The organism is Maritimibacter alkaliphilus HTCC2654, from assembly GCF_000152805.1.
Lineage (GTDB): Bacteria > Pseudomonadota > Alphaproteobacteria > Rhodobacterales > Rhodobacteraceae > Maritimibacter > Maritimibacter alkaliphilus.
Window position 1 is genome coordinate 1666231 of record NZ_CH902578.1, and the last position, 12030, is coordinate 1678260.

14 protein-coding genes are annotated in these 12030 nt (G+C 64.5%); 3 read left to right on the plus strand and 11 right to left on the minus strand.

Annotation, left to right across the window (positions count from 1 at the left end; all coding sequences use genetic code 11):
- Window positions 1-33: 33 nt before the first annotated feature.
- The 3 genes from RB2654_RS09125 to gltX all read right to left on the minus strand — a co-directional run bounded on the left by RB2654_RS09125 (window position 34) and on the right by gltX (window position 3094).
- Window positions 34-795 carry a glutaredoxin family protein gene (locus tag RB2654_RS09125; protein WP_008330690.1) on the minus strand — a complete coding sequence of 254 codons (762 nt, stop codon included), beginning with the start codon at window positions 793-795 and terminating at the stop codon, window positions 34-36.
- Between the two features lie 18 nt (window positions 796-813).
- Window positions 814-1680, minus strand: a complete 867-nt coding sequence (locus RB2654_RS09130; protein WP_050771946.1) for a DUF305 domain-containing protein — start codon at window positions 1678-1680, stop codon at window positions 814-816.
- Window positions 1681-1768: 88 nt separating this feature from the next.
- Window positions 1769-3094 carry a glutamate--tRNA ligase gene (gene gltX / locus RB2654_RS09135; RefSeq protein ID WP_008330692.1) on the minus strand — a complete coding sequence of 442 codons (1326 nt, stop codon included), beginning with the start codon at window positions 3092-3094 and terminating at the stop codon, window positions 1769-1771.
- Between the two features lie 95 nt (window positions 3095-3189).
- Here gltX and RB2654_RS09140 point away from each other — a divergent pair, with 95 nt between their 5' ends.
- The gene (locus RB2654_RS09140) at window positions 3190-3588 is read left to right on the plus strand and encodes a metallopeptidase family protein (RefSeq protein WP_008330693.1); all 399 of its coding nucleotides are present in this window, start codon (window positions 3190-3192) and stop codon (window positions 3586-3588) included.
- Here the strand turns inward: RB2654_RS09140 and RB2654_RS09145 are convergent, their stop codons facing one another.
- The gene (locus RB2654_RS09145) at window positions 3589-4017 is read right to left on the minus strand and encodes a DUF1801 domain-containing protein (RefSeq protein ID WP_008330694.1); all 429 of its coding nucleotides are present in this window, start codon (window positions 4015-4017) and stop codon (window positions 3589-3591) included. It lies immediately after the preceding gene.
- A gap of 85 nt (window positions 4018-4102) precedes the next feature.
- On the opposite strand from RB2654_RS09145, the gene RB2654_RS09150 reads away from it, so the two are divergent.
- A complete protein-coding gene (locus RB2654_RS09150) occupies window positions 4103-5029 on the plus strand; it encodes an MBL fold metallo-hydrolase (RefSeq protein WP_040884639.1) in 927 nt (308 codons plus the stop codon).
- A 3-nt stretch (window positions 5030-5032) separates the two neighbouring features.
- Here the strand turns inward: RB2654_RS09150 and trpA are convergent, their stop codons facing one another.
- From trpA to RB2654_RS09170, 4 genes are read right to left on the minus strand one after another with little or no spacing between them, the layout of a single operon-like run.
- Window positions 5033-5824, minus strand: a complete 792-nt coding sequence (gene trpA / locus RB2654_RS09155; protein WP_008330697.1) for a tryptophan synthase subunit alpha — start codon at window positions 5822-5824, stop codon at window positions 5033-5035.
- 57 nt (window positions 5825-5881) lie between these two features.
- Window positions 5882-6610 carry an SDR family oxidoreductase gene (locus RB2654_RS09160; protein ID WP_008330698.1) on the minus strand — a complete coding sequence of 243 codons (729 nt, stop codon included), beginning with the start codon at window positions 6608-6610 and terminating at the stop codon, window positions 5882-5884.
- Complete coding sequence (locus RB2654_RS09165) at window positions 6603-8132, minus strand: ATP-dependent DNA helicase (RefSeq protein ID WP_008330700.1); 1530 nt, start codon at window positions 8130-8132, stop codon at window positions 6603-6605. Before RB2654_RS09165 ends, RB2654_RS09160 begins: the two co-directional genes overlap by 8 nt.
- A gap of 41 nt (window positions 8133-8173) precedes the next feature.
- Window positions 8174-8815 (minus strand): acyl-homoserine-lactone synthase, encoded by a 642-nt coding sequence (locus tag RB2654_RS09170; RefSeq protein WP_008330702.1) that lies wholly within the window; start codon window positions 8813-8815, stop codon window positions 8174-8176.
- A 171-nt stretch (window positions 8816-8986) separates the two neighbouring features.
- Here RB2654_RS09170 and RB2654_RS09175 point away from each other — a divergent pair, with 171 nt between their 5' ends.
- Entirely contained in the window at window positions 8987-9430 is a 444-nt protein-coding gene (locus tag RB2654_RS09175; protein WP_008330705.1) for a GlcG/HbpS family heme-binding protein, read from the plus strand.
- A gap of 145 nt (window positions 9431-9575) precedes the next feature.
- Here RB2654_RS09175 and RB2654_RS09180 read toward each other — a convergent pair whose 3' ends face one another.
- The 3 genes from RB2654_RS09180 to ccrA form a co-directional block, all read right to left on the minus strand.
- A complete protein-coding gene (locus RB2654_RS09180) occupies window positions 9576-10286 on the minus strand; it encodes a helix-turn-helix transcriptional regulator (protein WP_040884642.1) in 711 nt (236 codons plus the stop codon).
- On the minus strand, window positions 10231-10449 hold the full coding sequence (locus RB2654_RS23370; protein WP_148912466.1) for a hypothetical protein: 219 nt from the start codon (window positions 10447-10449) through the stop codon (window positions 10231-10233). Before RB2654_RS23370 ends, RB2654_RS09180 begins: the two co-directional genes overlap by 56 nt.
- A gap of 285 nt (window positions 10450-10734) precedes the next feature.
- Window positions 10735-12018 carry a crotonyl-CoA carboxylase/reductase gene (gene ccrA / locus RB2654_RS09190; protein WP_008330711.1) on the minus strand — a complete coding sequence of 428 codons (1284 nt, stop codon included), beginning with the start codon at window positions 12016-12018 and terminating at the stop codon, window positions 10735-10737.
- Between the last annotated feature and the right edge of the window lie 12 nt (window positions 12019-12030).

Below are 12030 nucleotides of genomic sequence, written 5' to 3' on the forward strand. Positions count from 1 at the left end.
GAGGTTTTTTGAAACGAAGAAGAGGCGCGCGGGTCAGAGACCCCAAAGGGCTTTCGCGCCCATCCAAAGGCCCATGCCCAGCATCATCACGTTCTCGGTGAGCGAGACGAAGCCCAGCGGCACGTTGGACGACCCGCCCACGCACGCGCATTTGAGTTCGCGTTTCTCGACATAGACCGCCTTGATGACCGAGACCGCGCCGATGGCACCGATGAAGATGGCGACGGGGGCGGAGATGAATGTAAGCGCGCCCGCGACCATCAGGATGCCCGCCAGCGCCTCGCCGAACGGGTAGAGATAGCCGTAGCGCACCCAGCGTTTGGCGAGCAGGTCGTAGTTCAGGAACATGGTCGAGAAGCTTTCCACGTCCTGCAATTTCTGCACGGCGAGGAAGCACATCGAAATCGCGATGAACCATTCGAAGGCGCGCAGGGTGAGGATCGTCTCGAACGTGAACCAGCTCAGGCCCAGCGCCATGAGCGCGGCGACCGAGAAAATCGCGATCACGGGCTGATAGCTGGTCTCGTCCTCGTCCTTCACGGGTTTGTCGAAATACTCGCGAAGCTCGTCGTAGCCGCCGATCCGCTCGCCCCCGATCCAGGTCTGCGGCGTGGTTTCGACACCGTGCTTCTCCATGAAAGCGTCGGTTTCTTCGCGGGTTTCAAGATAGTGGTCTTCGACCTCGTAGCCTTCGCGCTCCAGCAGGTCCTTAGATTTCAGGCCGAAGGGGCAGGTATGCTCCGGCATGACCATGCGATAGAGCGTGGCGGTTCTGGTCTTGGTGTCTTTGGGCATCGCGCCCTCCTTTCCGGCTTACCCGGCGCAGGCGAACCAGCCGCGGTAGCCGGCGTTCAGCCCTGCGTCGAGTGTCAGTTTCACCGTGGCTTCGGTCAGATCCTCGTCCGCGCGTGCCGGGGTGTCGCCGCCCGGCGCGGTAAGCGCGACGGTCGCGCCTTCGGTCGTGAACCTGCCATCGCCGTCTTCGCGCAGAACGACGAGGTCGTCGCTGATCTTCATGAGAGCCACGCGCCCGTCTTCGCCTTGGCCCAGGGCGAGCGCGGGCGCACTGTCGGTGGTGAACGCGAAGGAACAATCGGCGCCACCGGGCAGGCCCGCCGCAAGGTCGGCTTCGGTCAGCGGCTGCGCGTCCAGCGTGCGGATCATCGGCGAGGCGAGCGCGTCGGACAGCGATACGACGTCGGCTTCGGGCGCGCTTTCCGCGCCGGTCGTGTCACCATTGGCCGAAATATCGTCGATCAGATAGCGCATCTCGGCAATCTCCTTGTTCTGGGCGTAGGAGATGTCATCCGCCAGCGACTGCACTCGTGGGTCCGAGAAATTCGCGCGGTTCGAGGTCATGATCGCGATGGAATGGTGCGGGATCATGGCGCGCATGTAGGATAGATCGCCCACGGTGACCTGACTGCGCACGAGAAACAGCATGAGCGCGAAGACCACCACGGACCCCGCGAAAATCGCGGCGTTCGCGACCTTGCTTGGGTACATGCCCAACATGAACGCGAGCATGACGATGGCCATCGTGGCCCCCATCAGCACCGCCATGTAGGTGCGGGTTTCCGAGAAGAAAACGTGGCCGATCAGGTAGGTGTTCAGGTACATCAACCCGAACATCACCACCGTCGATGTCGCGATCATCGCGAAAAATCGCCAGTATGACATTGGTTTACCCCCTTTCCGACAGCCCGCGTCACCGGGGCCGTTTCAGGGGTTCAACGTCCTTCCAGCGCTGGAAGGTTCCGACCGGGCCTCAGCCCTTGGCGCGCACGTTTTGCAGCAGCGGCATGAGGTTCGACATATCGGGGCCGTGGGTCATGCCGGTGACCGCCTTGCGCAGCGGCATGAACAGGCCCTTGCCTTTGCGCCCGGTCGCCTCTTTCACCGCGTCGGTCCACGTCTTCCACGTCGTATCGTCGTAGGGCGGCGCGGGGAGGAGCGGCATGGCGGTCGCGATCATCTCACGGTCCTCGTCGTCGATCAGCGGCTCGGCCCCGTCGCGGCAGAGGGTCCACCAACCTTCGAGATCTTTCAGCGTCGTGATGTTCTCACGCGCCACCTCCCAGAACCGGGGGGCGAGGTCGTCGGGCACGCCGAGGGCGCGGATGTCTTCCGCCACCACATCGAACGGTTTGGCGGCGTTGATATGCGCGGTGAGCGGCATCAGGTCACGCTCGTCGAACTTGGTGGGCGCCGCGCCGAAGCTCGACAGGTCGAAGCCCTCGACCACCTCGTCGATGCTCGACCGCAATTCGACGGGCTGCGACGAGCCGAGACGCGCCATGAGCGAGATCAGCGCCATCGGCTCGACCCCGGCGGCGCGCAGATCGCGCAGGGACAGGGTCCCCAAGCGTTTCGACAGCGCCTCGCCCTGCGGGCCGGTCAGGAGCGAATGGTGGGCGAAGGAAGGGACGTTACCGCCCAGCGCCTGAATGATCTGGATCTGCGTCGCGGTGTTGGTCACGTGGTCCGAACCGCGCACGACATGGGTGATGCCGAAGTCGATGTCGTCGCAGACGCTTGCCATCGTGTAAAGAAACTGACCGTCCGCCCGGATCAGCACCGGGTCGGACACCGACGCCGCGTCGATCGAGATGTCGCCAAGGATCCCGTCGGTCCATTCGATCCGCTCGTGATCCAGCTTGAAGCGCCACACGCCATCGCCACGCTCGGCTCGCAGGGCGGCTTTCTCGTCGTCCGACAGCGCCAGCGCGGAACGGTCGTAGACCGGGGGCTTGCCCATGTTCAGCTGTTTCTTGCGCTTGAGGTCCAGTTCCGTCGGCGTCTCGAACGCCTCGTAGAAGCGGCCCTTTTCGCGCAACTCGTCAGCGGCGGAATTGTAGCGGTCGAGGCGGTCCGACTGACGCTCCACCCGGTCCCATGTCAGACCCAGCCATTCCAGATCCTCCATGATCGCATCCGCGTATTCCTGCTTGGACCGCTCAGGGTCGGTGTCGTCGAGCCGCAGGATGAACGTGCCGCCGGCCTTGCGCGCGATCAGGTAGTTGAACAGCGCGGTGCGAAGGTTTCCAACGTGGATATAGCCCGTGGGAGAGGGCGCGAAACGGGTCGTGGTCATGGGTGTCTCCTTGGCCCTGCCCTTTTTCACAAGCGGCGGGGTTTGTCCATGCACTCGCGCTGGACGCGGGCGGCGCCCTGCCCCATGTAGGTGCCATGACGGACGGATTGCCCCCCACGCTGGAAGAGATCGAAACCATCGCCCACGACACGGTCGAGGCGTTGCCGGAAGCGTTTCGCGGCCCTGCGCGCACCGTTGCGATCCGGGTCGAGGATTTTCCTTCGGACGACATGCTCGCCTCGCTCGACATCGACAGCCCGTTCGAGTTGACCGGGCTTTACGAAGGCATTCCGCTGACCGAGAAATCGGTCTTCGATCAGCCCGGCGGGCCGGATGTGATCTGGTTGTTCCGCCGCCCCATTCTGGATGAATGGGCGGACCGGGGCGATGTGGAGATCGGGGCGCTGGTGGCGCATGTCATGGTGCATGAGCTGGCGCATCATTTCGGATGGTCGGACGACGACATCGCCTCAATCGACCGCTGGTGGGAATGATCAGCTCGGCTCGACCGGGTATTTCTTCGCCAGATCGTCCAACCCGGTTCGGATGATCTCACGCAGCACACCTTCGTCCACATCGGCCAGTTTGTTCAGGTATAGGCAGGATTTGCCCAGCTTGTGCTTGCCGAGACGGTCGAGCAGAGCGCCGTAATCCTGATACCCCGGCATGATGTAGAGGACGAGGTTCGCCTTGCGCGGGCTGAAGCCGGTGGCGCACATATCGCCTTCGCGCCCGCTGTCGTATTTGTAGTGATACGATCCGTAACCGACGATGGATGGCCCCCACATCCGGGGCTCCCACCCCGTCACGTCGCGGAAGATGGTGTCGAGGACCAAGGCGTCTTCGCGCCTGCGCTGCGGTTCGGCTTGATAGAGGAAATCCATCACCGCTTCGGACGTCGGCTTCGTCTTGTTCTCGGTCATCGTCCCCTCACTTTGCCGTGAACGCCCGCGGATCGCGCGTTATCCTCCCATGGGTCACCCGACCCTCGTCTGACGGGAGACGACTATGCTACGAAAATCAACCCCCGCGCTGACACGGCGCGGGATGCTGCTGGGCGCGGCGGGCCTGTCGCTCGCTTCCGGAACGGCACTGGCGAAGGCCGATCTGATGATGCCGGGCATGACCGGCTTCAAGCGGTTCAAGATCGGCAATTTCGATGTCGTGACCCTGATGGCCGGGCACGAAAAGAACGATGCACCGCACGACACCTTCGGGCGCAATATCTCGGACGAGGCCTTCGCCGCCGCCTCGGATGCCGCGCGGATTCCGGCACACTGGGCGCAGACGTTCTTTACCCCGACGCTGGTGAACACGGGCGAGGCGCTGGTGCTGTTCGACACGGGGCCGAAACCTGCGGGCACCGTCCGCGCATTGGAGACGGCGGGATATTTCGTCGAGGATATCGACGTCGTCGTTCTGACCCACATGCATATCGACCATATCGGCGGGTTGCATGGCCCGAATTCGGTGACCTTCCCGAACGCGCGCTATGTCTGCGGGAGCATGGAGTTCGATGCCTGGGACGATACCGGGTCCGACGTGTTCGACCGCACGATCCTGCCCCTGAAGCCCGAGATCGAATTCGTCGCCGAGGGCGATACGGTCGTGCCCGGCATCACCGCGATCGAAGCATTCGGACACACCCTCGGCCACATGATGTTCATGGTCGAGAGCACGGGCGAGCACCTTTTGCTCGCCGCCGACTTCGCGTGCCACCATGTCTGGTCGCTGGCCTACCCGGACTGGGAGATGAGGTTGGACGAGGACAAGGAACAGGCGGCCAAGACCCGCAAGGCGGTGCTGGAAATGTTGGCATCGGACAAGATACCGTTCATCGGGTATCACATGCCCTGGCCTTCGGTCGGCTATGTCGACCGCCTCAAGGACGGCCGCTTCCACTACGTTCCCGAAAGCTATCAGCTTCTCGGGTGACGGTCAGGCGCGGTGGGCGCCGTCGGCCAGACCTTTGACGAAGTCGAGCACTTCGGCCACGGGCTTGCCCTTCCCGATCAGGTCCACGATCGCCGAGCCGACGACCGAGCCATCCGCCACCTTGGCGATGGCTTCCGAGCGTTCCGGCGTCTTGATCCCGAAGCCCACGATGATCGGCAGATCGGTCTGCGCCTTGATGCGCGCGACCTCTGGCCCGACGTCCGCCGCCTCGGCTTCGGCCGACCCGGTGATCCCGGTGATCGACACGTAGTAGACGAAACCCGAGGTGTTGGTCAGCACCTTGGGCAGGCGCTTGTCGTCGGTCGTAGGCGTGGCGAGGCGGATGAAGTTCAGCCCGGCCTTCTGCGCCGGAATGCAAAGCTCGTCATCCTCTTCCGGCGGCAGGTCCACGACGATCAGCCCGTCGACCCCGGCGGCCTTGGCGTCGTCCAGAAACCGTGCGACGCCGCGATTGTAGATCGGGTTGTAATACCCCATCAGCACGATGGGCGTGGTGTCGTCTCCCTTGCGGAACTCGGCGGCCATGTCGAGCGTCTTTTGCAGCGTCATCCCGCCTTCGAGCGCGCGCTGACCGGCAAGCTGGATCGTCGGACCATCGGCCATCGGGTCGGTGAACGGCACGCCCAGCTCGATGATGTCAACGCCCGCGTCCGGCAAGCCCTTCATCACCTCCATCGACGTCGCCGCGTCCGGGTCGCCCGCCATGAGGTAGGCGACGAAGGCTTTCTTGCCCTCGGCGCGAAGTGCGGCGAATTTGTCGTCGATGCGAGTCATGGTCGGTCCCTTTTTCCGTCCCGCCGTGATTGCTGCAACGGCGGCGGAAAATCAACCTCAACCGCGCCCGATATAGGGCATCTTGGTCGCCATGATGGTCATGAATTGCACGTTCGCCTCACCCGGAAGCGTAGCCATGTTCATCACGGCATCCGCGACAAGACCCACGTCCATCGACGGCGGCGGCGCTTCGTCTGCCGCTTTCGCCTTTTCGATGATCCCATCGAGCAACTCGGTCCGGGCGTTCCCGATGTCGATCTGCCCGCAGGCGATATCGAAAGCCCGCCCGTCGAGGCTGATGGTCTTGGTCAGCCCCGTGATCGCGTGCTTGGTCGTCGTGTAGGTGGCAGAGCCTTCGCGCGGGCTGTGGGCCGAGATCGACCCGTTGTTGATGATCCGCCCGCCTTGCGGCGACTGGCGGCGCATCTGCCCGAACGCCGCGCGCGCGCAATAGAACATCCCGTCGAGGTTCACAGACCGCGCCCGATGCCAATCGTCGAGCGAGATTTCGTCGATGGGGGCGGCAGGCGTGAAGATGCCCGCGTTGTTGAACAGCACGTCGAGACGCCCCGCTTTGTCGGCGAATTGCGCGAACGCCGTTACGACCGCCGCCGCGTCGCCCACGTCACCGGGGAGGACCACGGCATTCTCATGCCCCGCCGCGATCTCTTCGAGCTTGTCGGCCCGCCGCGCCATCAGCCCGACGGTCCAGCCCGCGCCCAGAAACCGCTCGGCACAGGCGCGCCCGATGCCGCCCGAGGCGCCCGTAATCAGAATGCTACCCATCGCTCTCAGCCTCCAATGTCAGCCGCGCCACGGGCTCCGGCAGGTCCGCGATGCCCAGCGCCTCGACCGGACGCGCCAGCGCATAGCGGTTGCACCAAAAGAGCCGCTCCTCCGCCCGCGTGATCGCCACATAGGCAAGGCGTTTCCACAACGGAATCCCCGCTTCGGTCCGCCCCATATAGGCCGCCGCCGACAGGTCCGGCCCGAACACCTGCACGTCGCGCCATTGCGAGCCTTGCGCCTTGTGGATCGTCACCGCCGCCCCGTGCAGGAACGCCGCCCCCATGCTGGCCGCGTAGGGTATGAACGGTTCCTCTTCTTCGAGCTGCTCGATTTTCACGATGGAGGCGACCGAGATATTCGGGTCTTCCGCCCCCACCACATGCACGCGGCTGAACCCCGGTTTCTTTCCCTCGCCCCGGAATACCACCTGAGCGCCTTTGATAAGCCCGCGTGCTTCGAGGTCGATGCGTTTCTTGCGGTGCTTCAGCGGCAGTTCGATCCCATCGCAGATCAGCGGCTCGCCGGGCATCAGCCGATCCCCCGGCGCACCGTGGGCGGCGCGGAAGGCATGGATCAGCCGGATGCGCGTCTTGTTGCGCCACACCAGCACCGGCGAACGCGCCATCATGTCGGCGTCCACGCGCGGCGCAATGATGACGCGCTCGTCCCTTTGGGCCGCGTCCTGCACCAACCGCTCGAACTGGTTGAAATCGACCTCCGGATCGCCCAGCGCATGGGCCAGATCGAGGATCGGGTTGTCCCCGTCCTGCCGGTGCACACGGCTAAGCGCCATGACGGCGGGCTTGGGCATCCGGTCGAACACCATCTCGCCCGACTGACCGACGGGGGCCAACTGTGCGGGATCACCGAACAGAACCAGCGTCGGGAAAATCTCTTTCAGATCCTCGAACTGCTTTTCGTCCAGCATCGAGGATTCGTCGATGAACCCGATGTCCAGCGGGTCTTCGCGCCGTTTCCACCCGGTGATGAAATCCGACCCGCGCAGCCCCGCCGCCGCCAGCGCGCCGGGGATGGATTTCTGGGTCTGGTAGAACGCAAACGCCCGGTCGAGTGCGGCATCCGTCAGCCCCTCGATCTCGGGCCGCTCGGCCTGCCCCGCCAGCCACTCCGCGATGCGTTCGTATTCGGGATCGTAAACCGGGGTGTAGAGGATGCGGTGAATCGTCGTCGCGGGCACGCCCCGGCGGCGCAAAACGCTCGCCGCCTTGTTGGTGGGCGCGAGGATCGCGAGCGTCCGCTTGTCCTTACGCTTGCGCCCTTCCCAGTCGCCCGAAACGACCTCGACCCCGGCCTCCTCCAGTGCCTCGTAAAGCTGGGCGAGCAACAGCGTCTTGCCCGATCCCGCCTTGCCGATCACCGCCATGACGCGGGATTTCCCCTCGGACAGCGGCGTCAGGTGCCCCTCATCGATATCGACGCCCGCAGACCGCAGAAGCTCTGCGACACGGTCGTGAGCTTCGGCCTGATCGTCGGACAGTTGGAGCGCGGGAAGAGCCATGCGCCGACCCTATCCCGCGTGTCCCCCCGGCGCCAGCCGGTTCAGACCGCCTGCGCGAGCGCGGGTGTCGTGCCGCCGAGCGACAGGGCATAGCGCAACCAGCCGACCGAAGTGGCGCGGTCCACCCCGACCCGGGCGAGGGTCGGTGCGAATGCGGTTTCGTCCATCGACCAAAGCCCCACACCGATGGCGTCGCGCCCTTCGCCGGAGCGTCCCAGAACCTCGGGCACGAGACCCATCAGGCGGTAAATCCGTTCCATCCGGGTGTCGAAGACACCTACGTAATGCTGAAGGTTCAGATGCGACATCAGCTCACCCGCGCCCAATGCCAAAGCGGGCGCGGCACGCCTGTCGGCATCGGGCGACAGGCAGAACCGCGTGCACTCCCAGATGAAAGGCGAGGTGATCGGGTGACCATCGTTCAGATGCGAGAAATGCTCGTTCACCATCGTCCGCCCCGTGGTGGGCAGGAAGCGCATCGACCCGCCGTGCAACCCGTCCGGCCGTTCCCAGATCACATATAGCGGGTTCAGTGCGTCGTATTGATCCCGCTCCTCGCCCGCCGCATCGACCGCGACCTCCCACCCGAGGCGTCGCGCGAATTGTTCGGCGCGGTCGGTGAACATCGACTGCGCGAGGCGCGGAAAGCGATGAAGGTCGGCGGCGTAAAGGTAGCGCAGCATCTGAAATCTCCCGAATGTCCGTCTCTGCTGCGGTCCAATCTGGTCAAGTTCGGTAAACGACCTCTCACCCAAGCGTGCGCCGGTGGTTGCCGATCCGTTACCCCAGCGCGCGCCGCTTCCCTTTCGGGCGTCGTTGCCTCACTCTGCGCCCAGCTCAGGAAAGGAACCGTCATGCCCTATCACGTCCCCTCGTCGCTCACCCTCGCGCAGGCCGATGCCATCGCGGACGGCGCCTTCGCCTATGCCGCGCAAAACGCGCTGGCCCCTCTGGCGCTCGTCGTCTTCGATGCCGGCGGAAACGTCGTGCTGTCCAAACGGCAGGACGGGGCTGGTGGCACGCGCCTCGCCGTGGCGCACGCCAAGGGCGCGGGCGCAGCGGGGATGGGCGTGCCTTCCGCCGACCTCTTCGCGATGTTCAAGGACAATCCGGGCTTCGCCGCCGCGATCTCGGTCGCCGCCAAGGGTGATTTCGCCGCACAACCCGGCGGGGCGCTCATCGTCCAGGGCGACAGGGTCGTCGGCGCGGTCGGCATTTCGGGCGACACGGGCGACAAGGACAACGCCGCCGCCATCGCAGGCATCGAAGCCGCCGGGCTCACCGCCGCCAAGTCCTGACCTCTTCTCTGTTTCGGAAATACTTCGGGAGGTCCGGAGGGCTGGCCCTCCGGACGCGCCACCGGCGCGTCACCACCGCGACGTCCTGGCGTCAGCCGGGGCGGCGCAAACGCTGCGCGGGCACCAGCCCGCACAATGTGCGAACTCAGACGATGATGATGCCGGTCGACAAAGCGCGTGCGACCGCGTGGGTCGTGTTGAGCGCGCCGAGTTTGTGGCGTGCGCTTTCGATGTAGACCCGGAGCGTGTGCTCAGAAATGCCCAGTTCCGCCGCGGCCTGCGCCCGGGACAATCCGCGCGCCAGACAGCGGATCGCGGCCAGTTCGCGGGGGCTGAGACTGGGCGAGGCGATCCCTTCCGCGCCTTCGAATTCCAGCGCGCGCCGGTTGAACTCATGCGCCAGCACGATCAGGTCGCGCCCGTTGATGTCGATGAACGCGGCCCAGTCGTCATCCTCGGCCTGATGGTTGAGCGTGAACAGCGCGAACTGCCCCTGCGGGCCGTGAAGCGGAATGGAATAGCCCTGATTGCCAAGCCCGTGTTTCAGCGCATCATCCAGCATCGCGCGCGCGGCCTTGGTCGTCCAGTCGAGGTCTTTCCAGTTGGCCGGGGTGAACCGCTGGAAACATCCGAAGATCACCGGGTCCATGCGCAGATAGTCCATCTCGAGATAGCGATCGACCCAGACCGACGAATACGTCCCGGCCCCGAACCGTTCGCCGTCCGAGTTCACCCAGTGATAGACGCAGTGAAGAACGCCGTAGATGTCGCAGACCTGTTCGGTCGCGGCTTGGAACGCCTCAAGCGAGTCGGCGTCCTTCAAAAAGGAAAGTAACGCTTCCAGTCTGGCCTTCATGCTCCCCCACAGCCGCTGCTGCATCGGCCCGCGCGAGGGAGTTCAGTTCGGCCAATACGATCAGGCTCGCATCGTCCAGCGCCTCGGCCGAGGCACCCATCCCCTTTGCATCGGCGAACGCTTTCAGGTCCGCCAATACATCAATGAGCCATTCGTGTTGCATGTAAAGGCTCCCGTTTGAGTTGAGTGCCATTCAACCTTAAAATGATGAACATTCCATTGAAATTCGCGTCTTTACCCTCCCCATTTCCGGCGAGGGACGGCCAAGTAAGTCATTGAAAATGGGTCGTTGATATATCTTTGGGTGACTGATTCGGCAGGTCGGGGCGTTCCGCCCATTGTCCGGCAGCCGGGGTCCGGCAGGCCGTCGGACCGCCGTTTCGCGCCACGGCGCATGAAAAAGCGCGCGACCCGGGGGCCGCGCGCGGAGTTTGCCATTGGGCAGGGATTATTTCGCGTCGAGCACGTCTTCGAGCGTGCGCAGGCCGGTCTTGGGCGACTGCACCAGAACCGCCATGTTGCCCGGCTTGTGCTCGTTGCGGCGCATCTTCATGTGGGCCGCCGGGATCTCGTCCCACGGAAAGACCTCGGACATGCAGGGGTCGATCCGACGCTCGACCATGAGCGCGTTGGCCGCGGCCGCCTGTTTGAGGTGGGCGAAGTGCGAGCCCTGGATGCGCTTCTGATGCATCCAGACATAGCGCGCGTCCATGGTCAGGTTGTAGCCGGTGGTGCCGGCGCAGATCACGACCATGCCGCCCTTCTTCACGACGAAGGTCGAGACCGGGAACGTGGCTTCGCCGGGGTGTTCGAACACCATGTCGACGTTCACACCCTTGCCAGTGATGTCCCAGATCGCCTTGCCGAACTTACGCACCTCACCGAACCATTCCTTGTATTCCGGCGTGTTCACCGTGGGAAGCTGGCCCCAGCAGTTGAAGTCCTTGCGGTTGATGACGCCCTTGGCGCCCAGACCCATGACGAAGTCGCGCTTGTCCTCTTCCGAGATGACGCCGATCGCATTGGCGCCCGCGGTGTTGATAAGCTGGATCGCGAACGACCCCAGACCGCCCGAGGCGCCCCAGACCAGCACGTTCTGGCCTGGCTTCAGTTCATGCGGGTGGTGGCCGAAGAGCATCCGGTAGGCGGTGGCGAGCGTCAGCGTGTAGCAGGCGCTTTCCTCCCACGTCAGGTGCTTGGGGCGCGGCATGAGCTGCTGGGCCTGCACGTTGGTGAACTGCGCGAAGGAGCCGTCCGGGGTCTCATAGCCCCAGATCCGCTGGCTGTCCGAGAACATCGGGTCGCCGCCGTTGCATTCCTCGTCGTCGCCGTCGTCCTGGTTGCAGTGGATCACGACCTCGTCGCCCACCTTCCAGCGCGTGACCTTGTCGCCCACCGCCCAGACGATCCCGGAGGCGTCGGAGCCCGCGATGTGGAAGTCCGCGCCATGCACATCGAAGGGCGAGATCGGCACGCCGAGACCGGCCCAGACGCCGTTGTAGTTCACGCCTGCGGCCATGACGAGGACGAGAACCTCGTGACTGTCCAGAACCGGGGTATCCACCACTTCGACCTGAAACGACTTGTCGGGCTCGCCGTGACGCTCGCGACGGATCGCCCAAGCGTACATTTTCTTGGGCACGTAGCCCATCGGCGGGATTTCCCCGATTTCGTAGAGGTCTTTTTCCGGCGCTTCATAAGCGGCGATGGCCGGGGCGTCGTCGAGTGCCATGGGGGCCTCCTT

Excerpts from the sequence above, each read along its gene's own strand:
- RB2654_RS09165 (WP_008330700.1), bottom strand. The coding sequence starts at position 8,132 with ATGGCTCTTCCCGCGCTCCAACTGTCCGACGATCAGGCCGAAGCTCAC.
- RB2654_RS09140 (WP_008330693.1), top strand. The coding sequence starts at position 3,190 with ATGACGGACGGATTGCCCCCCACGCTGGAAGAGATCGAAACCATCGCC.
- RB2654_RS09145 (WP_008330694.1), bottom strand. The coding sequence starts at position 4,017 with ATGACCGAGAACAAGACGAAGCCGACGTCCGAAGCGGTGATGGATTTC.
- RB2654_RS23370 (WP_148912466.1), bottom strand. The coding sequence starts at position 10,449 with ATGCAACACGAATGGCTCATTGATGTATTGGCGGACCTGAAAGCGTTC.
- RB2654_RS09170 (WP_008330702.1), bottom strand. The coding sequence starts at position 8,815 with ATGCTGCGCTACCTTTACGCCGCCGACCTTCATCGCTTTCCGCGCCTC.
- RB2654_RS09180 (WP_040884642.1), bottom strand. The coding sequence starts at position 10,286 with ATGAAGGCCAGACTGGAAGCGTTACTTTCCTTTTTGAAGGACGCCGAC.
- RB2654_RS09175 (WP_008330705.1), top strand. The coding sequence starts at position 8,987 with ATGCCCTATCACGTCCCCTCGTCGCTCACCCTCGCGCAGGCCGATGCC.
- ccrA (WP_008330711.1), bottom strand. The coding sequence starts at position 12,018 with ATGGCACTCGACGACGCCCCGGCCATCGCCGCTTATGAAGCGCCGGAA.
- RB2654_RS09125 (WP_008330690.1), bottom strand. The coding sequence starts at position 795 with ATGCCCAAAGACACCAAGACCAGAACCGCCACGCTCTATCGCATGGTC.
- trpA (WP_008330697.1), bottom strand. The coding sequence starts at position 5,824 with ATGACTCGCATCGACGACAAATTCGCCGCACTTCGCGCCGAGGGCAAG.
- RB2654_RS09130 (WP_050771946.1), bottom strand. The coding sequence starts at position 1,680 with ATGTCATACTGGCGATTTTTCGCGATGATCGCGACATCGACGGTGGTG.
- gltX (WP_008330692.1), bottom strand. The coding sequence starts at position 3,094 with ATGACCACGACCCGTTTCGCGCCCTCTCCCACGGGCTATATCCACGTT.
- RB2654_RS09150 (WP_040884639.1), top strand. The coding sequence starts at position 4,103 with ATGCTACGAAAATCAACCCCCGCGCTGACACGGCGCGGGATGCTGCTG.
- RB2654_RS09160 (WP_008330698.1), bottom strand. The coding sequence starts at position 6,610 with ATGGGTAGCATTCTGATTACGGGCGCCTCGGGCGGCATCGGGCGCGCC.